The organism is Pseudoflavonifractor phocaeensis (genome assembly GCF_016901735.1).
GTDB lineage: Bacteria > Bacillota > Clostridia > Oscillospirales > Oscillospiraceae > Pseudoflavonifractor_A.
In genome coordinates this window covers 1-22637 of the sequence record NZ_JACLZC010000014.1, presented here as the reverse complement: position 1 = coordinate 22637, position 22637 = coordinate 1, and the positions used below count along the sequence as shown (strand labels likewise).

The window sequence follows — 22637 nt, the reverse complement described above, 5'->3', positions numbered from 1 at the left end:
TTCGGGTACGGCCCGCGAAAACGGACCGAAAACCGGCGTTTTTCACCAATTTATACCCATATATTGTAATAGAAAAGGGGAGAAGTGTCAAGTTTTCAGGGGCTTTACCGGAGGACCTCCAGCATGACCTCCCACTGGGCGGGGGGCTCCCGGGTAAAGCCGGAGTGCTGTTTCAGCTCGGAAAGGGCGGTCTCCCGGTCCACCGAGCCGGAGCCGGAGGCCAGGGCCAGTTCCACGGCGGAGAAGGGGAGGATGGCGGTTTCCATGTCCCGGAAGCGGGAGAACTGGGACCACTCCTTGCAGGTTTCAATGGCGCAGCTGGTGTGTAAGCCCTTGTCTTTGGCGGGAGCGTCCACCCAGCCGATTTCCTTAGCCAGCAGGGTTTTCACGCCGGCCCAGTCATAGAGCCCCCCGGCGGCGTCATCCAGATCCACATGGACCAGAGCGGGCAGCTTTCCGGAGCGTCCGGCCTGCCGCACGGCGGCCTGAAAGGGGGCGAGAAAGTCGGGGGCCATGGCAAGGGAGGCGGCGGTGTTTTCCACCAGCTCGTTGCGCCACCCGATGGCCTTGACGATGCCCGCCGGGCCGAAGGCCAGCTGGCGGACGGTGAAAAAAAGCTCCATCTGTCCGGCTCTGAAAGGGCGTCGGAGGGTGAGGAGCCGCCCCAGGTTGACCCCCCACCGGGCCAGGCGCTGGACAGAGGGGCGGAAGGCGATGGGGGGCGCCATGCCGTTGTAGATGAGGTTGCGGCACTGGGCGGGCTCGTTGCCCAGGATGAGGAAGGGGACCTCCCAGTCCACCAGCCGCTGAAAAAAGAGCACATAGGCCACCGAGGGGCAGATGCACACGTTTTTCTGCCGCCGGTAGACCTCCCGATAGATGGTTTTCAAGGCTTCCTCGGGGGCGCGTTCGACCAGAAAGTCCACCTCGGGGAGATGGACCTTTGCGTTTTGGATGCTCTCTCTGGCCCAGGGGGACATGAAAGGGGTCTCCCAGGTGAGGGCCAGCAGGCGCAGCTTCTGCACTTTGGCCAAATGCCACAGGAGGTAGGAGGAGTCCTTGCCGCCGGTATAAAAGACGGCGGCGTCGTATCGTTTGCCCGGAGAGTTTGGGATGCGGTCCAGCACGGGCAGGACGTTTTTGCATTTGCGGAACCGTTTTTCGGTGTTGCAGATGGGGCACAGGCCGTGTTCGTCAAATTCCAGCCCGGGGATGGTATAGTCGTTGGCGGCGCACCGGCGGCAGAACCGGGCCTCGTCCAGGGAGGCGGGGGAGGTCTTTTTGTCCTTGACGTCCACCACCGCGCCCAGGCGGATGAGCCGCCGCAGGGCGGACGGATGGGGGTAATCCTCCAGGGGGCGCAGGCCGTCCAGCATGGCCACCGTCCGGGCGGCGGAGGGGGAGAGAGAAATATGCCGCCGGAAGAGCCGGGGCGGCTGGGGGAGGCCGTAATAGACCAGGGTACGGCCCTCCAGTTTCCAGCGGTGTTGCAGCACGGGGGTCATAGGTAGCCACCTCCTTTCCCTCATTGTATCGGAAGGGAGGCGGAAAGACAAGGGTCAGGCTTTGGACTTGGGCCGGAAGAGGAGGGACACCAGCAAGCCGAAAAAGATGGCGGCGGTGATGCCGGCGGCGGCGGCGGTGACGCCTCCGGTGAGGACCCCCAGCAAGCCCTGTTCCTCCACGGCCTGTTTGACGCCCTTGGCCAGCAGGTAACCGAAGCCGGTGAGGGGTACCGTCGCCCCGGCCCCGCCCCAGTCGGCCAGCGGTTCATAAAGCCCAACGCCGCCCAGCACCACCCCAGCCACCACATAGGTCACCAGGATGCGGGCGGGGGTGAGGCCGGTTTTGTCGATGAGGATCTGGCCGATGAGGCACAGTGCGCCGCCGCAGAGAAAGGCCCGGACGTACTCCCACAGAATATCCATATCAAAAACCTCCTTCGCCCTTGGGGGATGCGAGGGACACGGCGTGGCAGATGGAGGGGATGCTCTCTCCCTGCATGGTGGAGGTGGGGGAGAGGAGGGCGCCGGTGCCGCAGAAGAGGATGTTGTTCCACCGTCCGGCGTTGAGCCCGTCCAGCAGGTGGCCGCAGAGCACCGCCGCCGAGCAGCCGCAGCCCGAGCCGCCGCAGTGGACGTCCTGGGATTCCAGGTCGTAAATGAGCATCCCGCAGTCCACCAGGTGGTTGAGGTCCACGCCGTCCCGGTGGAAGAAGTCCCACACAATCTCGCGGCCCAGCTTGCCCAGGTCGCCGGTGACGATCAGGTCGTAGTCGGAGGGCTTATGGCCGGTGTCGGTGAGGTGGGCCCGGATGGTGTCGTAGGCGGCGGGTGCCATGGCGGCGCCCATGTTGGCCGGGTCCTTGATGCCCTTGTCCACGATGCGCCCGGTGGTGACGTGGGTGACCCGGGGCCCGCCGCCCTGGGCGGAGAGGACCACGGCCCCGGAGCCGGTGACGGTCCACTGGGCGGTGGGGGTCCGCTGTCCGCCGTACTCCAGGGGGGTGCGGTACTGCCGCTCGGCGGAGCAGAAGTGGGAGGAGGTCAGGGCGGCAGCAAGAGTTCCGAAGCCGCCGTCTAGCAGGAGGGCGGCCAGGGAGAGGGACTCGGCCATGGTGGAGCAGGCGCCGTACAGGCCATAGAAGGGCGCGCCCACGCTGCGCATGGCAAAGCCAGTGCCGATGCACTGGTTCAAAAGGTCGCCGGCCAGTACGAAGTCCAGGCGGGAGGCGGCGACGCCCGCCCGGTCCAGGGCGGCGGAGAGGGCCAGACGCTGCATTTCCGACTCGGCCTTTTCCCAGCTGGACTGACCGAAGGTATCGTCGGGACTGGTCTGGGTGAAGGTATCGGCCAGCGGACCCTGGGCCTCTTTTTTGCCTGCCACGCTGGCCCAGCCGGTAAGGACCGGAGGACAGGCCAGGGCCACGGTCTGCCGTCCGCGTTTTTTACAGTTCATAACGGGTGGTTCACCTCGCAACGGAAGGGTAACACCCCTAGTTTGAACAAAAAGAGCGGGAAATATGCCCCTGGATTTTGTCGGCGGCATGACTGGTCAAGGATGGAAGCATGGGGTATAATGGAGTCAGAACTCAGGGGGCCGGTTGGAAGGATTTTTGCCAGGCTCTCTGTGCTTTGGAGGTCAATATGGCGGAAAAGAAACGGACCATAGCCTATATCTGCCCATCCTGCCGGCAGAGCGTCATCGTGGAGCGGACCATTTTTCAGCTGGCCGCCGCGCCCAGCGTGCTGCCCTGCCCCTGCGGCCAATCCGCCCTGCGGGTGGAGATGCTGGGGGACCATATGCGCCTGGAGGTGCCCTGCGTGGCCTGCGGTCACAGCCACACGGTGAGCTGTGCCAGCAACGATTTTTTCCACCGGCGCGCGCTGGCCTTTTCCTGCAAGACAACGGGGCTGGACTGCTGCTATGTGGGCGACGAGGACGCGGTGTTTCCTGCGGTACGCCGTCTGGAAGAGGCGGTGGACAAGCTGGAGGAGCAGGGAGAAGCGGGCCAGTTCCTCGACCCGGTGGTCATGCAGGAGGTATTGGGCGAACTGCGGGACATTGCCCAGCGGGGCGGCGTCTCCTGTGCCTGCGGCTCCAAGCGCTGGAAATTGCAGGTGAATTACAGCTCCATTGACCTCATCTGTGCCGACTGCGGGGGCGCCATGCGCATCCCGGCGGCCACCCAAAGCGATATCGCAGACATCTGCTGCAAAAATACCATCCGGATCAAGCCCAAGGGCTGAGATCCGGCGAGAGGAAGGTCTCCGTCATGAGCAATGATTTCAGCTATACTTATCTCGTAGACTCCAGAAGCATCGACCTGTTCCAGCAGTGCCGTCCCTCGGCGCTGTTGGGCTTTTTGCAGGAGGCGGCCACCCGCTCCTCCCTCACCCTCAACGTGAGCCGGGAGGAGATGATCGAGCGGCACCACGCCTTCTGGATGCTGGCCCGCATCTGGTACCGTCTGGACCGCCCCCTGCTGGGCGGGGAGGAAGTGACCATCACCACCTGGTATCGCTTCGGCAAGGGCGCGTCCATGCACCGCGACTTCGCGCTGTATATCGACGGGGTGCAGGTGGGCGAGGCGGTGTCCACCTGGGTGCTGGCCGACATCGTGGAGCACAAGCTGCTGCGCCTGTCCTCCTTCCCGGAGTTTGCCGCGGCGGCCAGCGTGGCCACCGAGGCCGAGCGGCAGCAGCGCCCCCTGCCCCGGGTGCGCCTGCCCAAGGAGATGGAGCTGGCCGGCCCCCGGAAGATGCGGTACAGCGATACCGATATGAACCACCATGTCAACAACACCCGGTACGCCGACTTTGCCTGCGACGCCATCGGTCTGGAGCAGCTGGGTCAGGGTAAGTTTGTCTCCTCCTTCCAGGTGGATTTCCTGGCCGAGTGCCAGGCGGGGGAGACCCTGGATCTGTACATTGCGCCCAGCGAGGGCGGGGTGTGGTACGCCCGCGGCGCGGATCAGGAGGGGCACAACCGGTTCGACGCCTCGCTGAGCCTGTCCGACCTGCCCGAGGGCCTGCCGGAGCGTCCCTGGGAGAAGCTCTTTTAAGGGAGTCTGCCGCCCCCTTGACAAATGAGGGAACAGAGCATACAATAGAAAAAATTTATTCCGGCTGCCTCCGGAGGCGGCGGGAAAGATAGGAGATGCACTTATGGTCAATACCGATGCCAGCCACAAGTTCACAAAGCAGGGTCTCACCTTTGATGACGTCCTCCTCATCCCGGCGGAGAGCGACGTACTGCCCGCGGACATCAATCTGACCACCCAGCTTACCAAGAAGATCCGCCTGAATATCCCCCTGATGAGCGCCGCCATGGATACTGTTACCGAGTACCGTATGGCCATCGCCATCGCCCGGGAAGGCGGCATCGGCATCATCCATAAGAATATGTCCATCGGCCAGCAGGCCGAGCAGGTGGACATGGTCAAGCGCAGTGAGAACGGCGTTATCACCAATCCCTTCTGGCTGGCCCCCGGCCACACTCTGGCCGAGGCCGACGAGCTGATGGCCAAGTATCGCATCTCCGGCGTGCCCATCTGTAAGGACGGCAAGCTCATCGGCATCATCACCAACCGGGACATGAAGTTTGAGACCGATATGACCCAGCTGGTGGACAACGTCATGACCAAGGAGAATCTGGTCACCGCGCTGGAGGGCGTCACCCTGGACGAGGCCAAGGAGATCCTCCGCCGGCACAAGATCGAAAAGCTGCCCATCGTGGACAGCGAGTTCCGTCTGAAGGGCCTCATCACCATTAAGGACATCGAAAAGGCCACCGTGTATCCCAACTCCGCCCGCGACGAGAAGGGCCGGCTGCTGGTGGGCGCCGCCATCGGCGTCACCTCCGACGTGCTGGACCGGGTGGGTGCGCTGGTGGACGCCGGGGTGGACGTGCTGTGTCTGGACTCCGCCCACGGCCATTCCCACAACATCCTGGAGTGCGTGCGCCGCATCAAGGCCCTCTATCCGGACGTGCAGCTCATCGCCGGCAACGTGGCCACCGCGGAAGGCACCCGGGCCCTCATCGAGGCGGGCGCGGACTGCGTGAAAATCGGTATCGGCCCCGGCTCCATCTGTACCACCCGCGTGGTGGCCGGTATCGGCGTGCCTCAGATTACCGCCGTCTATGACGCGGCCTGTGTGGCGGCGGAGTACGGCGTGCCCATCATCGCCGACGGCGGCGTGAAGTATTCGGGCGACATCGCCAAGGCCATTGCCGCCGGCGCCAACGTGGTGATGCTGGGCTCCCTGCTGGCCGGCTGTGAGGAGTCCCCCGGCGACACCGAGGTCTATCAGGGCCGTCAGTTCAAGGTCTACCGGGGCATGGGCTCTCTGGGCGCCATGGCCTGCGGCTCCAAGGACCGTTACTTCCAGCAGAACAACAAGAAGCTGGTGCCCGAGGGCGTGGAAGGCCGCGTGCCCTACAAGGGACTGACCGGCGAGACCATTTACCAGCTCATGGGCGGCCTGCGTGCCGGTATGGGCTACTGCGGCTGCGCCACCATCGCCGAGCTCCAGAGCAAGTCTCAGTTCATGCAGATCACCGCCGCCGGCCTGAAGGAGTCCCATCCCCACGATATCTATATCACCAAGGAAGCCCCCAACTATACCATCAATCCCCAATAATCCCATCCGAAGGGATGCTGCGCCCCGGAACGCCTGGTCGTTCCGGGGCTTTTTTTCGGACCGTTGATATGGTAAAATGAAAAACGATCATCAAATCCGGGAGGAAGAAGAGATGGAGCGATATACCCGAGAGACAGCGCGGGGCTGGACGCTGGACGGAGCCAGTCAGGAGGTGGCCATTGCCCGCCTGGCCCAGTTTGAAAACGCCTATTTTTCCATTTTGGACCAGCAGAAGGAGCTTTCCGACCGTCTGGAGGCTTTGAAGGGGCAGGGCAGGCAGAAGAGCGCCCAATTCCGGGAGCTTTTGGGCAAGAAGCTGGTGAATCAGCAGATCCTGCTGGCCTTTGAATTTCAGGGGATCGGATAAGAGGGAAAGGAGGAGGCGTCATGCTGGAGCTGTTGCTGGGCCGGTCGGGGACCGGGAAGACGGAGGAGGTGTTCCGGCGGATTGCCGGCACGCCGGAGCGTCCGCAGATCCTCATTGTTCCGGAGCAGCATTCTCACAATGCGGAGCGGCAGCTGTGCGAGCGGGGCGGGAACCGGGTGTGCCGGTGGGCGGAGGTGCTGTCCTTCAGCCGCCTGGCCAGCCGGGTCTTTTCGTCCTGCGGCGGCGGCGCGGCGGCCACGCTGGATGCCGGCGGACGGGTGCTGCTCATGTACCGGGCGCTGAAGGGGGTGTCGGACCAGCTGACGGTCTACCGCCGTCCGTCCCGCAAGCCGTCCTTTCTCACGGGGCTCATCTCCACGGTGGACGAGCTGAAGAGCTGCCGCATCACCCCGGAGCAGCTGTGGGACGCGGGCACGGAGACCGGCGGCGGCGAGGGGGACAAGCTGCGGGACATCTCTCTTTTGTACGGCGCTTACCAGGCGCTGACCGCCCGGCAGGGCGCGGACCCCAGAGACAAGCTGACCCGTCTGGCCCAGGCGCTGCGGGAGCACAAGTGGGCGGCGGGGAAGGACATTTATCTGGATTGTTTTACCGACTTTACGCCCCAGGAGCGGGAGGTTCTGTCGGTGCTGCTGGGCCAGGCCCATTCGGTGACGGCGGCTTTGACCTGCGACAGCCTGGAGCGGGGGGAGGAGCATTTTGACACGGCGCGACGCACCGCCCGGCAGCTGCTGCGCCTGGCGTCGGACCGCCGGGTGCCGGTCAAGGTCACCCCGTGGACCGGGAGAGCCGGGGGCCGGACGGCGGCGCTGGACCGGGTGGAGCAGTCTCTGTTCAGCGGCCGGGGCGGCGCGTCCCAGGACTGGGCGGGGCTGTGCCTCTTCCAGGCGGCCAGTCCGTACAGCGAGGTGGAGTGGACGGCGTCGGAGATTTTACGTCTGGTCCGGGAGGAGGGCTTCCGGTTCCGGGACATCACGGTGACCAGCCGCACCATGGAGACCTACGGCCCTCTGGTGGAGACGGTGTTCCGCCGCTACGGGGTGCCGGTGTTTTTGGGGCGGATGAGCGACGTGCTGCAAAAGCCGGTGCTGGCCCTCATCACGGCGGCGCTGGACACGGTGGCGGGAGAGTACCGGTATGAGGACGTCTTTCGCTATTTGAAAACCGGGCTCACCGACCTGAGCGACGAAGAGCGGGATCTGTTGGAAAACTATGTCCTCAAGTGGAAGATCCGGGGGAGTCAGTGGACGGGGAAGAAGGGGTGGACCATGCACCCCGAGGGCTACGGCCTGCCCTGGAGCGAGGAAAACAAGGCGCTGGTGGAGCGGCTCAACGGGCTGCGGGTAAAGGTGACCACGCCGCTGGAGGGCCTGCGCCATCCGGAGGAGGAGACAGGAAAAGGCCGGGCCATGGCGCTCTACCGGTTTTTGGAGGAAATCGGCCTGCCCCGCCGTCTGGAGGAGCGGGAGGAGGCCCTGCGGGCCCGGGGCCAGGAGGGGCTGGCGGAGGAATACCGGCAGCTTTGGGACATCCTGTGTACGGCCCTGGAGCAGTGCGCCCAGACCCTGGGGGATGCGCCCATGGAGGGGGAGGAGTTTGCCCGGCTCTTTACGCTGGTCCTCTCCCAGTATGACGTGGGCTCCATTCCGGTGTCGCTGGACCGGGTGAACGCGGGGGAGATGCCCCGCATGGCCCATCAGCACTGCAAGGCGCTCTTTTTGCTGGGGGCGGACGACGACCACATTCCCCAGGCGTCCCCCTCTCCGGGGCTGCTCACCGACGACGACCGCAGCCTGCTGGCCTCCTTTGGCCTGGAGGTGGCCCCCGGTCTGGGGGACAAGCTGGGCCGCGAGATGACCACCGTATATGAGACCCTGTCCCTGCCCCGGGAGCGGTGTACGGTGAGCTGGCCGGCGGCGGGGCCCGACGGCGGGGAGCGCCGCCCGGCCTTTCTGGTGGGGCGGCTGCGGAGCCTCTTCCCCACCTTACCGGTGGTGCGGGAGGACAGCCTGGACGGGGCCTTCCGGCTGAGCGCCCCCCGCCCGGCGCTGGAGCAGGCGGGGCAGTATCCGGCGGCGGCCAGGGCGCTGGCGGCGCTGCCGGACTGGGCGGCGCTGGTGGAGCGTATGGAGCGGGCCTCCAGGCTGGAGCGGGGGAAGCTCTCCCGGGCGGCGGTGGCGGCGCTGTACGGCCGCCGGGTACCCATGTCGGCCTCCCGGATGGACAAATACCGCTCCTGTCATTTTTCCTATTTCATGGAGTACGGACTCCGGGCGAGGCCCCGGGAGAGCGCGGGCTTCCACGCCCCCGAGTACGGCACCTTTGTCCACTATGTGCTGGAGCATGTGCTGGGCGCGCTCACCGAAAAGGGCGCCCGGCCGGTGCCCGCCCAGGGGGAGGACCTGACCGCCCTGCGGGAGCTGACCCGCCAGGCGGTGGAGCGCTACGTCAAAGAGGAGCTGGGGGGCCTGGAGGGGGAGAGCGCCCGGTTCCGGTATCTGTTCCGGCGGCTTTTAAGGGCGGTGTACGCGGTGGTGGAGAACGCGGTGGAGGAGCTGAACCGGTCGGACTTCCAGCCGGTGGCCTTTGAGCTGGGCTTTGGCCGGGGGAAGGACCTGCCTCCGGTGGAGCTGGAGGTGGACGGGGTCACGGTGAGCGTGTCCGGCTTTGTGGACCGGGTGGACGGCTGGGCGGACAAGGGCCGGCTCTATCTCCGGGTGGTGGACTATAAGACGGGCCGCAAATCCTTTGATCTGACCGACGTATGGAACGGCCTGGGGCTTCAGATGCTGCTCTACCTCTTTACCCTCAAGGAGGCGGGAAAGGAGCGCTTTGGGGCGGAGACCATCGTACCGGCGGGTGTGCTATATTTTCCGGCCCGGGACGCGGTGGTGGCGGGGAGCCGCGCCATGGGGGAGCGGGAGCGCCGCCGGGCCATGGACCAGGCCCTCAAGCGCAGCGGTCTCATTCTGGACGAGCCGGAGGTCCTCACGGCCATGGAGCACCCGGGGCCGGAGGGCATCCGCTTTTTGCCGGTGCGGGTGTCGTCCAAAACGGGGACCATCAGCGGCGACGCCCTGGTGAGCGCCGAGCGGTTCGGCAGGCTGGAAAAGCACATTGCCGGCATTCTGCACAGCATCGGCCAGGAGCTGGCGGCGGGCAACATCAACGCCGACCCGTACTGGCGGGGGGCGGAGAAGAACGCCTGTCTCTACTGCCGCTATGCCGCCGCCTGTCAGTTTGAGGAGGGGCGGGGGACTGACCGCCGCCGCTATCTGCCCACGGTGCGGGGCGAGGCGTTCTGGCAGGGTCTGGACCGGAAGAAGGAGGAGTAAAAACCATGCCATTTCCATTGACGAGCCAGCAGCAGCTGGTGGTGGACAACCGGGGCGGCGGGCTGCTGGTGTCGGCGGCGGCGGGCTCCGGCAAGACCCGGGTACTGGTGGAGCGGCTTTTGGACCGGGTGGAGCGGGAAGGGCTGGACGTGGACCGGTTCCTGGTCATCACCTACACCAAGGCGGCGGCGGCGGAGCTGCGGGCCCGGGTGGTGGAGGAGCTGGGGCAGCGCATGGCCCTCCATCCGGAGGACCGGCGGCTGCGGCGGCAGGCCACCCTGATCTACAAGGCCCAGATCTCCACCATCCACGCCTTCTGCGCGCAGTTGCTGCGGGAGCAGGGGCATCTGCTGGACATTGAGCCGGATTTCCGGCTGCTGGACGAGAACGAGGCGGACCTCATCATGCTGGACGTGCTGGACGAGGTGCTGGACCGCCGGTATGAGACCATCGGGGAGGGCGACGACTTCACCCAGCTGGTGGATACCATGTCGGCGGGGCGGGACGACAGCCGCCTGGTGCAGATCGTGCTGGACATCCGCCGGCGGGTGCAGAGCCACCCCGACCCGTCCGCCTGGCTGGAGCAGCAGGCCCAGGCCTTTTCCATGCCCGGCGTGAAGGAGGCGGGGGAGACGGTGTGGGGCCGGCTGCTGCTGGCCGACGCGGCCCGGCAGGCGGGCTACTGGATGGGACAGATGGCCAAGGCGCTGGAGCTGTGCGGCTGTGACGACACCTTTTCGGCCAACTATCTGCCCACCCTGTCGGCCACGCTGGAGGGTCTGCGGGCCTTCCGGTCGGCCTGCGCCCAGGGGTGGGATGCGGCCAGGGCGGCGCTGCCCATTCCCTTCCTGACGCCGGGGCGCAAGCGGGTGCCGGCGGGCCTTCCGGAGGCGGAGCAGGTGAAGGACCTGCGCAGCCGCTGCAAAAAGCGGATGGAGAAATTGGAGGAGCGGTTTTTGGACAGCAGCGCCGACCTTTTGGAGGATATGCGGGCGGTAGGCCCGGCGGTGCGGGCCCTCTTTGCCCTGGAGGCCGATTTTGAGGCGGCGTATACCGCCGAAAAGCGGCGGCGGGGAGTGCTGGACTTCTCCGACCTGGAGCATCTGGCGGTGCGGCTGCTGGTGGGACAGGACGGCCCCACCGAGCTGGCGGCCATGGTGGGGGAACGCTATGACGAGATCATGGTGGACGAGTACCAGGACACCAACCAGGTGCAGAACGCCATTTTCACCGCCATTTCGCGGGAAGGGAAGAACCTCTTTCTGGTGGGCGACGTAAAGCAGTCCATCTACCGCTTCCGCCAGGCGGACCCCACGATTTTTCTGGAAAAGTACCGCACCTTCCGCCCGGCGGCGGAGGCGGCGGAGGGCGAGGACCGGCGTCTGACCCTGTCGAAGAACTTCCGCTCCCGGGCCCAGGTGCTGGAGGGGGCCAACTTCCTGTTCCGCGGCCTGATGTCGGAGGAGCTGGGGGAGCTGGACTACACCGACGACCAGGCCCTCTACCCGGGGGCGTCCTATCCGGCGGCGGAGGACCCCCGCTACGCGGTGGAGCTGGACGCGCTGGACCTGTCCGGTCCTGACGAGGGGCAGGAGGTACGCCCGGAGGAGGAGCAGGCGGCCAAAACGCCCCGGGATCTGTCGGAGGCCCGGTTTGCGGCGTGGCGCATCCAAAAGCTGCTGAAGGACGGCTTCCCCGTTTCCGACGGGGAGGGAGGGCTGCGGCCGGTGCGGACGGGGGACATTGTGATCCTGCTCCGTTCGCCGGGTGCGGTGCTCCACCACTATGCCCGGGCGCTGGGGGAGCGGGGCATCCCCTGGGAGGCGGAAGGCGGCGGCGACTTTTTCGCGGCGGTGGAGATCGGGGTGGCGCTGGCGCTGCTGGAGGTCATCGACAACCCCCGGCAGGACGTGCCCCTCATCGCGGCCCTCCGCTCCCCGGTGTACGGCTTTTCGGCGGACCGGCTGGCCCTCATCCGGGCGGGCAACGGGGGCGGCGATTTCTATGACGCCCTGACCGCCGCCGCCGGACGGGGGGAGGCGGACTGCGCCTCCTTCCTGGCGGAGCTGGCCGAGCTGCGCTTTGGCGCGGGGGACATGAGCTGTTATGAACTGCTGTGGCATCTTTACGACCGGGCCAATCTGCCCGGCGTCTTTGGGGCCATGAGCAACGGCGAGGAGCGGCGGGGCAATCTCATTTTGCTCACCGAGCTGGCCCGGCAGTTTGAAGGGGCGGGGCACAAGGGGCTCTTTGGCTTTTTGAGCTATTTGGAGCGGCTGCGGCAGGACGGCAAACGGATCTCGGCGCCGGCCGCCGGCCGGACGGGGGGCGGCGTGCGGATCTTGTCCATCCACCGCTCCAAGGGGCTGGAGTTTCCGGTGGTGCTGCTGTGCGGCCTGGCCCGGCAGTTCAACCGGGAGGACATGAAAAAGCCCATGCTTTTCCATCCCGGTCTGGGGGTGGGCCCCAAGCGGCTGGACGTGGAGCGTCGGGTGGAGTATCCCACCCTGGCCCGCCGGGCGGTGGAGCGGCAGCTGGACCGGGAGATGATGGCCGAGGAGCTGCGGCTCCTCTATGTGGCGGTAACCCGGGCGCGGGAAAAGCTCATTTTGTCGGTGGCCCTCACCGGCGGCGGGAAGGACATTGCAAAGCTGCTGCCCGACGCCCTCTGGCCGGCGGACCCCCAGGCGCTTTCGGCCTGCCAGTCGCCGGGGCAATGGGTGCTGCTGCCGGTGCTGACCCGGAAGGAGGCCTTCCCGCTGCGGGATGCGGCGGGGGGGAGCGCGCCGCCGCCGCCGCTGGTGCCCGGTCCGGCCTGGGAGATCCGGTGGCTCAGCGGCGGGGCCTTTGACGCCCGCCCGGTCCTGCCGGCGAAAGAGGAGGCGCAGGCGGAAGGGGCGGCGGACCCGGCGCTGGAGGCCCGGCTGCGCTGGACTTATCCCCACCTGGGAGACGTGGCGGCCCCCTCCAAGCTGACGGCCACCCAGCTCAACAAGGGCCGGGAGCTGGACCGGGAGACGGCCGAGGACGCGGTCCCGATGGCGGCCCGGAAGAGGGAGCCCCGCCGGCCCCGGTTTGCCCAGGAGGCGCTGGGCCTCACCCCGGCGCAGAAGGGCACCGCCCTCCATGCGGTGATGGAGTATCTGGACTTTGACAAGACGGATACGCCGGAGGCGATTCGGGGGGAGATCGACCGCCTGGTACGGCAGGCCTATCTGACGCCGGAGCAGGGGGCGGCGGCCGACCCGGGGGCCATCGCGGCCTTTTTCCAAAGCCCCCTGGGCCGGGAGGTATGCGGCGCGGCGGAGCTCCACCGGGAGTTCAAGTTTTCCGTGCTGGTGCCGGCGGCGGACTACGTGCCCAACACCGGCCCGGAGGAGCGGGTACTGCTTCAGGGCGTGGTGGACTGCTGGTTTGAGACGGCGGATGGGATCACGCTGGTGGATTTCAAGACCGACCGGGTGCCGGCGGCGCAGGCGGCGGACCGGGCGGAGACGTACCGGACGCAGATGGAGGTTTACAGCCGGGCCATGGAGGAGGTTACAGGCAGGAAAGTGACCCGGCGGGCGCTGTGGTTTTTCCGGGCCGGCAAGGCGGTGGAGCTGTGAGAGAAAATTTCTCAAAAAGCGAGAAAAAATAGTTGCAATTTGGAAGAGCTTATGCTAATATATTAGTTGCGTTTATGACGACTTATCCCCCTGGGAGAAAGAGGTGAACATAAATGAAGGAAGGCATCCATCCCAAGTACGAACAGACCACCATTAGATGCGCCTGTGGTAACGTGATCGAAACCGGGTCTACCAAGAGGGACATCAAGGTTGAAGTTTGCTCCAAGTGTCACCCCTTCTTCACCGGCAAGCAGAAGATGGTGGATACTGGCGGACGTGTCAGCCGCTTCAACAAGAAGTTCGGTCTGGATAAGAAGTAAGTTTCCAAATGTGAAAACCCGTACCGGTTTCGGTACGGGTTTTTCTGTATGCCTGCCGCGCTGTGCGGCATAGAATGGGACAGGAAAATAAGGAGGTAGCAAAATGTTCCAAACGGTGGACCCGAAGTCTCTGACGGAGAATGTATTTTCGCTCATCGGCGATCAGTGGATGCTCATCACCGCCGGCAATCAGGAGAAATGCAACACCATGACGGCGTCCTGGGGCGGCCTGGGCGTACTGTGGGGCAAGAACGTGGCCATGTGCGTCATCCGCCCCCAGCGGTACACCTTCCCCTTTGTGGAGGAGCAGGACACCTTCACCCTGTCCTTTTTTGACGAGGACCGGCGGAAGGACCTGGCGTTCTGCGGCGCCAAGAGCGGCCGCGACGTGGACAAGATCAAGGAATGCGGCTTTACGGTGGTGGCCAGCGAGGAAGGGACCCCTTATTTTGAGGAGGCCCGGCTGGTGCTGGTGTGCCGCAAGCTGTACTGGCAGGATCTGGACCCGTCTCATTTCCTGGACGGCGGGGAGATTGACGCCAAGCACTATCCCGGCAAGGACTACCACCGGATGTTCATTGGTGAGATCGTGGAGGTCCTGCGGCGGGTATAACGGAGGAAGTATGACCGAACACAAGCAAGCAATCAACCGGGCGGTGCTGGTGGGGCTGAGCGCCCACTGCCTCACCGCCCGGGAAAACGCGGACGAGTCCACCATGGAGGAGCTGGAGGACCTGCTGGAGACGGCGGGGGGACGCTGTGTGGGCGCGGTACTCCAGAGCCGCGACACCCCTGACCCCCGCACCTTCATCGGCGAGGGCAAGGTGGCGGAAGTCAAGGAGCTGGTGGCCAACGGCGGGGCGGACATGGTGATTTTTGATAATGCCCTGTCCCCCTCCCAGCAGCGGGTGCTCAGCGAGGAGCTGGGGGTGCAGGTGCTGGACCGTTCGGCCCTCATTCTGGACATCTTCGCCCAGCGGGCCCGCACCAAGGAGGGCCGCCTCCAGGTGGAGCTGGCCCAGTATCAGTATCTGCTGCCCCGGCTGCTGGGCATGTGGACCCACCTGGAGCGGCAAGAGGGCGCCATCGGCACCCGCGGCCCCGGCGAGACCCAGCTGGAGACCGACCGCCGCCACATCCGCCGGAAAATTTCCAAGCTCAAGGAGGAGCTGGAGGAAGTCCGGCGGGTGCGCGGGGTGCAGCGGGAGCGGCGCATCAAGAACGAGGTGCCGGTGGTGGCCATCGTGGGCTACACCAACGCGGGTAAATCGACGCTGCTCAACAAGCTGACCGGGGCGGAAATTCCGGCCAATAACCGGCTCTTCGATACGCTGGACACCACCACCCGGACGCTGGAGATCTCCGACACCTGTACGGTGCTCCTCAGCGACACGGTAGGATTTATCCGCAAGCTGCCCCACCATCTGGTGGAGGCCTTCAAGGCCACCCTGGAGGAGCTCTCCTATGCGGACCTGCTGCTCCATGTGATCGACGTGTCCAACCCCGAGTGGCGGGAGCAGGCGGAGGTGGTGGACCGGCTCATCCAGGAGCTGGGGGCCGCCGAGACCCCCCGCATCGAGGTTTTTAACAAATGCGACCGGTATACCGGCGACATCGTGCCCCACGGGGCGGACATCGCGTCCATTTCGGCCAAGACGGGGGAGGGCCTGGACCATCTGCTGGAGATGATCGGCCAGCGGCTGGATACGGGCAGCTGCCGGGTGGTGCTCCACCTGCCCTACGACCAGGGCGGACAGCTGGACGTGCTCTACCGGGACGCCAAGGTGGAGCGGGTGGAGTACGGCGAGACTATCGAGGTCACGGCGGTGCTGCCCCCCATCCTGCTGGGCCGGATGAAGGATTATATCGTGGACGGCTGGACGCCGCCAAAAGAGTTCTGGGAAGAGTAAAGAGAGATAAGAAATAGGGCGGCCTGTTTGTGATCTCGGCCGGGCGGGAAAAGCCAAACCGTAGGGGCGGCCTTTATGGCCGCCCGCGGGCGACCGCAGGGGTCCCCCTACATTACCTACCAACACAAAGGAGGAAAGACAGCCATGCAGCTGGAGACCCAGCGTTTGATCCTCCGTCCCTTTACCGAAGGGGACGCACAGGACGTATACGACTACGCCAAAGATCCCCGGGTGGGTCCGGCGGCAGGCTGGACGCCCCACCGGAGCGAGGAAGAGAGCCGGGAGATCATCCGCACGGTGTTTTCGGAGCCGGATGTGTTCGCCGTGGTGGACAGGGAGAGCGGGAAGGTGATCGGCTCGGCGGGGTTCACCGGCCGCCACCGGAAGGAGTTGCCCGACCCGGACGATGAGATCGGCTATTCCCTCCACCCGGACTACTGGGGCCGGGGGCTCATTCCGGAGGCGGTGGCGGAGCTCCTCCGCTACGGCTTTGAGGACCGGAAGCTGGCTGTCATCTGGTGCGACCACTACGACGGCAATCAGAAGTCCAAGCGGGTGATCCGCAAAAGTGGGTTTACCTTCCGGTTTTTACGGATGCAGAAGGTGCCCACCTATCACGACGCCATCCGGCTGGCGCTCTGCTACGCCATGACCCGGGAAGAATGGCAGAAACGCCGGGAGGGACAGGTATGACGGAGTATTATATCCCTACCGCCCCGTCGGAGACGGAGTTTGTGGAGAAGCGTTCCCGGTTCATCGGCCATGTCTGGCCGGTGCGCACCGAGGAAGAGGCCCGCTCCTGCATTGAGGACATGAAAAAGCGCTACCACGACGCCCGGCACAACTGCTGGTGCTATCTCCTGCGGGAGGGGGGGATCGTCCGCTATTCGGACGACGGAGAGCCCCAGGGCACGGCGGGACAGCCCATGCTGGGCGTTTTTCAAAAGGAAGGCGTCACCGACCTCTGCTGTGTGGTGACCCGGTATTTCGGTGGGATTCTGCTGGGGGCCGGCGGACTGGTGCGGGCTTATACCCGTTCGGCCAAGGATGCCTTGGACGCGGCGGGGGTGTCGGTGGTGCGCCGCTGGGTGGAGGTGTCGGTGTGCTGCTCTTACGCGCTTTTTGAGCGGGTGAAGCTGGAGACCGAGAAGGCCGGCGGCGTGCTGGGGGAGAACGAATACGGCGCGGAGGTGACCGTCCGGGCGCTGCTTCCCGAGGCGTCGGTGGAGGACTACTGCCGCCGGATCGCCGAGGCCACCGCCGGCAGCGCCCAGGCGCGGGTATCCGGCCAGCGGTTTCAGCCGGTGCCGGTGCGATAAAAGGGCGAAAAAAATTTTCTGAAAAAAAGAAGGATTTCCGAGGGGAAAAGCGTATATAGTATTGGAGCGTTTGCTTTGGCGAAAAAGCGGCTGGGAAGGTGAGACCATGACCATTCGGGAAGAGCGGGAGGCGCTGGAGCGCCGCATTCTGTCCAAACGGGCCTGCCTTTCCGCCAAAAGCCGTGGAAGGGCCCGGCCGTTGGAGCCGGACCCGGTGCGCACCTGCTTTCAGCGGGATGTGGACCGGATCGTCCACTGTAAGGCCTTCCGGCGTCTCATGCACAAGACCCAGGTATTTCTTTCCCCGGAGGGGGACCACTACCGCACCCGCATGACCCACACCCTGGAGGTCTCCCGGGTGGCCAGGACCATTGCCCGTGGCCTGCGGCTCAACGAGGACCTGACCGAGGCGGCGGCGCTGGGCCATGATCTGGGCCATACGCCCTTCGGCCACGCCGGGGAGGCGGTGCTCAACGAGATTTTGCCCGGGGGCTTTGCCCACAATGAGCAGTCGCTCCGTCTGGTGGACCGTCTGGAGCGGGAAGGAGCGGGTTTGAACCTTACCTGGGAGGTGCGGCGCGGCATTTTGTGCCACACCGGCCCCGACCGGGCGGAGACCCTGGAAGGACAGATCATCCATCTGGCCGACCAGATCGCGTACATCAACCACGATATCGACGATGCCATCCGCGGCGGCATTCTCTATCCCATGGACATTCCACTGGAGCCCTGCCAGGTGCTGGGCTTCACCCATGGGGAGCGCATCGACACGCTGGTGGGGGATATCATATCCCAGAGCAGCGAGGGGACGGAGCTGCGGCAGTCGGAGGATTGCCGGGCCGCGATGCAGGCGCTGCGCTCCTTTTTGTTCGAGACGGTTTACTACAATCCGGCGGCCAAAGGGGAGGAGGCGAAGGCACAGGATATGCTCCGCCGCCTGTTTGAGCACTACCGGAAGGACCCGGACCGGCTCCCCGCCGAGTATCAGGAGATCCGTCTTTCGGAGGGGGTGGAGCGGGCAGTGTGCGACTATATCGCCGGCATGACGGACAAATATGCCGTGGAGCAATTCGCCGCTCTGGCCATTCCCCGGGCCTGGAGCGTGAAATAGCACAGCGTTTGGGGAGAAAGGGGGCGTCATATGGCCATACCGGAGCAATTTATTGACGAACTGGTGGCCCGGAGCGAGATCACCGAGGTGGTTTCCTCTTACGTCCGGCTGACCCGCAAGGGGAACAACGACTGGGGCCTGTGCCCCTTTCACAACGAAAAGACCCCTTCCTTTTCGGTTTCCCGGGAAAAGCAGATCTATCACTGCTTTGGCTGCGGCAAGGGAGGCGGCGTGATTTCTTTTATCATGGAGATCGAAAATCTTCCCTTTGTGGAGGCGGTCCGTTTTCTGGCCCAGCGGGCAGGGATGGAGGTGCCCGAAACCGGGGAGAATGAGGGGTATCGCCGTAGGCGGGAGCGGCTTTTGGCGCTGAACAAGGAAGCGGCCCGTTTTTTCCACGAGACGCTGAAAAGCCCTTCCGGCGGGGCGGGGGCGGAATACCTGTTCGGCCGGCGCGGCCTCTCCAAGGGGACCGTCACCCGGTTCGGATTGGGAATGGCCCCCGATGGATGGGACAACCTGATCCAGGCCATGGGCGCCAAGGGCTTTTCCAAGCGGGAGCTGCTGGACGCGGGCCTGGCGGTGGACAGCAAGAAGGGCCGGATCTATGACCGGTTCCGCAACCGGGTGATCTTTCCCATCATCGACCTGCGGGGAGAAGTGATCGGCTTTGGGGGCCGGGTGCTGGACGATTCCACCCCCAAGTACCTCAACTCGCCGGATACGCCGGTATATAACAAAAGCCGCAACTTGTTCGCCCTGAATATTGCCCGCAAATCCAAGCAGGGCCGTATTATCCTCACCGAGGGGTATATGGACACCATTTCCCTCCACCAGGCGGGGTTTGACTGCGCGGTAGCCTCTCTGGGTACCTCGCTGACCCAGGAGCACGCCCAGCTGCTGTCCCGCTACACCAAGGAGGCCATCATTGCCTACGACGGCGACGGCGCGGGGGTGAAGGCGGCCCAGCGGGCCATCCCCATTTTGGAGCAGACCGGCATCCAGGTGCGGGTGCTCCGCGTCACGGGGGCCAAGGACCCGGACGAGTTCATCAAAACCTATGGGCCGGAGGCCTTTGGGCGGCTTTTGAACCAGAGTGAAAACCACATTGAATACCGATTGCGGCAGATCGCCGCCCAGTATGACCTGAGCGACGACCAGCAAAAGGTGGAATATCTCCGCAGCGCGGCCGAGATGCTCTCCACGTTACCCAGTCCGGTGGAACGGGAGGTCTATGGGGTGCGGGTGGCTCAGCAAACCGGGCTGTCGGCGGACACCATGGCCAGAGAGGTCCAGCAGGCGTACAGCCGGCGGTTCAAAAAGGCCAAAAAGCAGCAGGAGCGGCGGGATCTGACCCCTACGCTCCAGCTCCAGCCCAAGGAGCGGGGCTTACGGTATGAAAATTTCCGCTCCGCCCGGGCGGAGGAGGGCGTCCTGCGGCTCATGCTGCTGGAGCCCGGCCTTTTCCGGGAAGCGGAACGAATGGGACTGACGGCCGAGCAATTTTCCGCGCCGCTGCTGGGGCGGGTGTACGGCCTACTGTACCAGCGGTTCCGGAGCGGCGGAAGCACCCAACTGGCGGCGCTGGCCGGGGTGCTGACGCCGGAAGAGATGAGTCACATGGTCCAGATTCTGGAGGAACCGGAGGATCTGGCCCACAGCCAACAGGCCCTGCGTGATTACATAGGGGTCATTGAGACCGAGGCGGTCAAGCGGAAGGCGGGGTCCGAGCAGGACCCGCTGCTGGCCGCCCGGGAAAAGTTCAGAGAAAAAAAAGCCTACGGAGGATGAGCACATGAGTGAGAAGAAAATGGCGGGAGCCAAGGGAACCAAGCCGATCCGGCCCAGCGAGGAGCAGATCGAGGCCGGCAGACAGGAGATCATGAAGGTCGTGGAGGGTGTTCCCGGCGCGGAGAAGCTCAGTGAGCTCATCGAGCGGGGCAAAAAGAAGGGCAAGCTCTCGGCCAGCGAGCTGATGGACGTGCTGGAGGGCATGGACCTGGAGAGCGACCAGATGGACAAGATCTACGATACCCTGGAGAATCTGGGCATCGACACGGCGGGGGAGGACTATCTGCCCGACCTGAACGACGACATCGTACCCCCGGCGGAGGAGCTGGAGGAGATCCCGGAAGAGGAGATCGTGGACCCCAACACGCTGGTGGACTCCTTTAACATCGACGACCCGGTGCGGATGTACCTCAAGGAGATCGGCAAGGTAAATCTGCTGACCCCCGACGAGGAGGTCCAGCTGGCCCAGGACATGGGGGCTGGCGACGCCGCCCAGGAGCAGCTGGCGGAGATTGAGCGGGCCCGGCAGAACGGCGAGGAGGTCACCCTCAGCGACGAGGAGATGAAGGAGATCAAGCGGGCCATTCGCCGGGGCAAGGCGGCCAAGCAGCGCCTGGCGGAGGCCAACCTCCGTCTGGTGGTGTCCATCGCCAAGCGGTATGTGGGCCGCGGCATGCTCTTCCTGGACCTGATCCAGGAGGGCAACCTGGGTCTCATCAAGGCCGTGGAGAAGTTCGACTACACCAAGGGCTATAAGTTCTCCACCTATGCCACCTGGTGGATTCGGCAGGCCATCACCCGCGCCATCGCCGACCAGGCCCGCACCATCCGCATCCCCGTCCATATGGTGGAGACCATCAACAAGGTCATCCGGGTGTCCCGTCAGCTGCTTCAGGAGCTGGGCCACGATCCCACCCCCGAGGAAATCGCCGAGGAAATGGGGATGCCGGTGGACAAGGTGCGGGAGATTTTGAAAATCGCCCAGGAGCCGGTGAGCCTGGAGACCCCCATCGGCGAGGAGGAGGACAGCCATCTGGGGGACTTCATCCCCGACGAGGACGCCTCTGAGCCCTCCGAGGCCGCCTCCTTCACCCTGCTCAAGGAGCAGCTGGTGGAGGTGCTGTCCACCCTGACGCCCCGGGAGGAGAAGGTCTTAAAGCTGCGCTTCGGCATTGAGGACGGCCGTACCCGTACTCTGGAGGAAGTGGGCAAGGAGTTTAACGTCACCCGTGAGCGCATCCGCCAGATTGAGGCCAAGGCCCTGCGGAAGCTGCGCCATCCCAGCCGCTCCAAGAAGCTCAAGGATTTCCTGAACTAAGCAGCGCCGCCGCGTTCTTCTGAGGAGCGCGGCGGCTTTTTTGTGCTTGCAATTCCTAGTAAAAAGATATATAATAAATTAGCAATAGGTAACTGCGTATAAAAAGCAGAATGTCACGTGCATCCTAACAGGGAAGCGCACAGATACAGGAGGTTTTTCGGTGAAAAACATGCAAAAAGCGGCCATCATCGGCTGCGGCTTCGTAGGCTCCAGCATCGCCTTCACCCTGATGCAGAGCGAGGCCTTTTCCGAGCTGGTGCTCATCGACGCCAACGCCGACCGGGCGGAGGGAGAGGCCATGGACCTCTCCCATGGTCTGCCCTTTGCCCATCCCATGACCATCCGGGCGGGGCATTACGACGACATTGCCGACTGTGCCCTCATCATCATCACCGCCGGAGCGGGGCAGAAGCCGGGGGAGACCCGCCTGGACCTGGTCCACAAGAACGTGGCCATTTTTCGGAGCATCATTCCGGAGATTGCCAAGCGCAACCAAGAGGCGGTGCTGCTGGTGGTGTCCAACCCGGTGGATGTGCTGACCTATGTGGCCTGGAAGCTGTCTGGTTATCCGGCCCATCGGGTGCTGGGGTCGGGCACGGTGCTGGACAGCGCCCGGCTCAAGTATATGCTCAGCGAGCATCTGGACGTGGACAGCCGCTCCATTCAGGCGTGGATCATCGGCGAGCACGGGGACAGCGAGCTGGCGGTGTGGAGCGGGGCCACGGTGTCCGGGATGCCGTTGGACCAGTTCTGCGAGCTGCGGGGCCACTACGACCACAAGGCGGCGGACGAATGGCTCCACCGGGAGGTGCGGGACAGCGCCTATGAGATCATTAAGCGCAAAGGCGCCACCTATTACGGCGTAGCCATGGCGGTGGGGAGCATTGCCCTGGCCATTGTCCGGAACGAGCACGCGGTTTTGCCGGTGTCCAATCTGCTGCACGGCCAGTACGGCCTTTCGGGGCTTTGCATGAGCGTTCCGGCGGTGGTGGGCCGGGAGGGGATCGAGACGGCGCTGGAGCTGCCTCTCTCGGAGGAGGAGCGGCAGGCGCTGACCCAGTCGGCCCACACGCTCAAGAGCGTGATCGACGGCCTGGAGCTGTAACTCCGTTTCGTCCGCCGAAAAACGGACGGTGCGGAAGGGCGTCTGGAACCGCGATAAACAGAAAGGAGCGTGGAAGGAAAAACCTTCCACGCTCCTCGGCTTGTCGAAAAAGCCTGTTGACTCCTATCAAAATGAAAGTATCCTGCGGGAAGAATGCAGATTGCCGCAGGATCGTTTTTTGATTTTCCATATAGGAACGGCCCTACGCGGGCGGCGCCAGGCCCTTTTCCCGAAAAGGGCCTGGACCAAAAGGGGCAGAAGGGGGGATACCCCCCTTCTGCACTTCCCC

18 protein-coding genes are annotated in these 22637 nt (G+C 64.7%); 15 read left to right on the top strand and 3 right to left on the bottom strand.

The annotated features are described in order from the left end of the window. Positions 1-104 precede the first annotated feature (104 nt). From H7U37_RS04855 to spoVAD, 3 genes are read right to left on the bottom strand one after another with little or no spacing between them, the layout of a single operon-like run. Positions 105-1505: an adenine nucleotide alpha hydrolase family protein gene (locus H7U37_RS04855; protein ID WP_204874053.1), complete on the bottom strand. Its 1401-nt coding sequence runs from the start codon at positions 1503-1505 to the stop codon at positions 105-107. Between the two features lie 54 nt (positions 1506-1559). Continuing rightward, a complete protein-coding gene (spoVAE, locus tag H7U37_RS04850) occupies positions 1560-1928 on the bottom strand; it encodes a stage V sporulation protein AE (RefSeq protein WP_204874052.1) in 369 nt (122 codons plus the stop codon). A gap of 1 nt (position 1929) precedes the next feature. Next, positions 1930-2958 (bottom strand): stage V sporulation protein AD, encoded by a 1029-nt coding sequence (gene spoVAD / locus H7U37_RS04845; RefSeq protein WP_204874050.1) that lies wholly within the window; start codon positions 2956-2958, stop codon positions 1930-1932. A 188-nt stretch (positions 2959-3146) separates the two neighbouring features. Here spoVAD and H7U37_RS04840 point away from each other — a divergent pair, with 188 nt between their 5' ends. The 15 genes from H7U37_RS04840 to H7U37_RS04770 all read left to right on the top strand — a co-directional run bounded on the left by H7U37_RS04840 (position 3147) and on the right by H7U37_RS04770 (position 22348). Further along, positions 3147-3749 (top strand): hypothetical protein, encoded by a 603-nt coding sequence (locus H7U37_RS04840; RefSeq protein WP_204874049.1) that lies wholly within the window; start codon positions 3147-3149, stop codon positions 3747-3749. Positions 3750-3775: 26 nt separating this feature from the next. Further along, the gene (locus tag H7U37_RS04835; protein WP_204874048.1) at positions 3776-4564 is read left to right on the top strand and encodes an acyl-[acyl-carrier-protein] thioesterase; all 789 of its coding nucleotides are present in this window, start codon (positions 3776-3778) and stop codon (positions 4562-4564) included. Positions 4565-4667: 103 nt separating this feature from the next. Further along, the gene (guaB, locus tag H7U37_RS04830) at positions 4668-6143 is read left to right on the top strand and encodes an IMP dehydrogenase (RefSeq protein ID WP_204874047.1); all 1476 of its coding nucleotides are present in this window, start codon (positions 4668-4670) and stop codon (positions 6141-6143) included. 112 nt (positions 6144-6255) lie between these two features. Beyond that, the gene (locus tag H7U37_RS04825; RefSeq protein ID WP_204874046.1) at positions 6256-6510 is read left to right on the top strand and encodes a hypothetical protein; all 255 of its coding nucleotides are present in this window, start codon (positions 6256-6258) and stop codon (positions 6508-6510) included. A gap of 20 nt (positions 6511-6530) precedes the next feature. Continuing rightward, positions 6531-9866, top strand: a complete 3336-nt coding sequence (locus H7U37_RS16030) for a PD-(D/E)XK nuclease family protein (RefSeq protein ID WP_204874045.1) — start codon at positions 6531-6533, stop codon at positions 9864-9866. Positions 9867-9871: 5 nt separating this feature from the next. Next, positions 9872-13474, top strand: a complete 3603-nt coding sequence (gene addA, locus H7U37_RS04815; protein WP_204874044.1) for a helicase-exonuclease AddAB subunit AddA — start codon at positions 9872-9874, stop codon at positions 13472-13474. 113 nt (positions 13475-13587) lie between these two features. Continuing rightward, positions 13588-13794, top strand: coding sequence for a 50S ribosomal protein L31 (gene rpmE / locus H7U37_RS04810; protein ID WP_204874043.1), 207 nt, complete (start codon positions 13588-13590; stop codon positions 13792-13794). Positions 13795-13897: 103 nt separating this feature from the next. Continuing rightward, entirely contained in the window at positions 13898-14407 is a 510-nt protein-coding gene (locus H7U37_RS04805) for a flavin reductase family protein (protein WP_204874042.1), read from the top strand. Positions 14408-14417: 10 nt separating this feature from the next. Continuing rightward, positions 14418-15704 (top strand): GTPase HflX, encoded by a 1287-nt coding sequence (gene hflX, locus H7U37_RS04800; protein WP_204874040.1) that lies wholly within the window; start codon positions 14418-14420, stop codon positions 15702-15704. Between the two features lie 144 nt (positions 15705-15848). Next, the gene (locus H7U37_RS04795; RefSeq protein WP_204874038.1) at positions 15849-16397 is read left to right on the top strand and encodes a GNAT family N-acetyltransferase; all 549 of its coding nucleotides are present in this window, start codon (positions 15849-15851) and stop codon (positions 16395-16397) included. Beyond that, the gene (locus H7U37_RS04790; RefSeq protein ID WP_204874036.1) at positions 16394-17023 is read left to right on the top strand and encodes a YigZ family protein; all 630 of its coding nucleotides are present in this window, start codon (positions 16394-16396) and stop codon (positions 17021-17023) included. Before H7U37_RS04795 ends, H7U37_RS04790 begins: the two co-directional genes overlap by 4 nt. Before the next feature lie 106 nt (positions 17024-17129). Then, positions 17130-18134, top strand: coding sequence for a deoxyguanosinetriphosphate triphosphohydrolase (locus tag H7U37_RS04785; RefSeq protein WP_204874034.1), 1005 nt, complete (start codon positions 17130-17132; stop codon positions 18132-18134). A 30-nt stretch (positions 18135-18164) separates the two neighbouring features. Next, positions 18165-19925, top strand: coding sequence for a DNA primase (gene dnaG, locus H7U37_RS04780; RefSeq protein ID WP_204874033.1), 1761 nt, complete (start codon positions 18165-18167; stop codon positions 19923-19925). A 4-nt stretch (positions 19926-19929) separates the two neighbouring features. Beyond that, on the top strand, positions 19930-21243 hold the full coding sequence (gene rpoD, locus H7U37_RS04775; protein WP_204874031.1) for an RNA polymerase sigma factor RpoD: 1314 nt from the start codon (positions 19930-19932) through the stop codon (positions 21241-21243). Between the two features lie 169 nt (positions 21244-21412). Continuing rightward, a complete protein-coding gene (locus tag H7U37_RS04770; protein ID WP_207751944.1) occupies positions 21413-22348 on the top strand; it encodes an L-lactate dehydrogenase in 936 nt (311 codons plus the stop codon). The last annotated feature ends 289 nt before the right edge of the window (positions 22349-22637 follow it).

Excerpts from the sequence above, each read along its gene's own strand:
- H7U37_RS04855 (WP_204874053.1), bottom strand. The coding sequence starts at position 1,505 with ATGACCCCCGTGCTGCAACACCGCTGGAAACTGGAGGGCCGTACCCTG.
- spoVAE (WP_204874052.1), bottom strand. The coding sequence starts at position 1,928 with ATGGATATTCTGTGGGAGTACGTCCGGGCCTTTCTCTGCGGCGGCGCA.
- spoVAD (WP_204874050.1), bottom strand. The coding sequence starts at position 2,958 with ATGAACTGTAAAAAACGCGGACGGCAGACCGTGGCCCTGGCCTGTCCT.
- H7U37_RS04840 (WP_204874049.1), top strand. The coding sequence starts at position 3,147 with ATGGCGGAAAAGAAACGGACCATAGCCTATATCTGCCCATCCTGCCGG.
- H7U37_RS04835 (WP_204874048.1), top strand. The coding sequence starts at position 3,776 with ATGAGCAATGATTTCAGCTATACTTATCTCGTAGACTCCAGAAGCATC.
- guaB (WP_204874047.1), top strand. The coding sequence starts at position 4,668 with ATGGTCAATACCGATGCCAGCCACAAGTTCACAAAGCAGGGTCTCACC.
- H7U37_RS04825 (WP_204874046.1), top strand. The coding sequence starts at position 6,256 with ATGGAGCGATATACCCGAGAGACAGCGCGGGGCTGGACGCTGGACGGA.
- H7U37_RS16030 (WP_204874045.1), top strand. The coding sequence starts at position 6,531 with ATGCTGGAGCTGTTGCTGGGCCGGTCGGGGACCGGGAAGACGGAGGAG.
- addA (WP_204874044.1), top strand. The coding sequence starts at position 9,872 with ATGCCATTTCCATTGACGAGCCAGCAGCAGCTGGTGGTGGACAACCGG.
- rpmE (WP_204874043.1), top strand. The coding sequence starts at position 13,588 with ATGAAGGAAGGCATCCATCCCAAGTACGAACAGACCACCATTAGATGC.
- H7U37_RS04805 (WP_204874042.1), top strand. The coding sequence starts at position 13,898 with ATGTTCCAAACGGTGGACCCGAAGTCTCTGACGGAGAATGTATTTTCG.
- hflX (WP_204874040.1), top strand. The coding sequence starts at position 14,418 with ATGACCGAACACAAGCAAGCAATCAACCGGGCGGTGCTGGTGGGGCTG.
- H7U37_RS04795 (WP_204874038.1), top strand. The coding sequence starts at position 15,849 with ATGCAGCTGGAGACCCAGCGTTTGATCCTCCGTCCCTTTACCGAAGGG.
- H7U37_RS04790 (WP_204874036.1), top strand. The coding sequence starts at position 16,394 with ATGACGGAGTATTATATCCCTACCGCCCCGTCGGAGACGGAGTTTGTG.
- H7U37_RS04785 (WP_204874034.1), top strand. The coding sequence starts at position 17,130 with ATGACCATTCGGGAAGAGCGGGAGGCGCTGGAGCGCCGCATTCTGTCC.
- dnaG (WP_204874033.1), top strand. The coding sequence starts at position 18,165 with ATGGCCATACCGGAGCAATTTATTGACGAACTGGTGGCCCGGAGCGAG.
- rpoD (WP_204874031.1), top strand. The coding sequence starts at position 19,930 with ATGAGTGAGAAGAAAATGGCGGGAGCCAAGGGAACCAAGCCGATCCGG.
- H7U37_RS04770 (WP_207751944.1), top strand. The coding sequence starts at position 21,413 with ATGCAAAAAGCGGCCATCATCGGCTGCGGCTTCGTAGGCTCCAGCATC.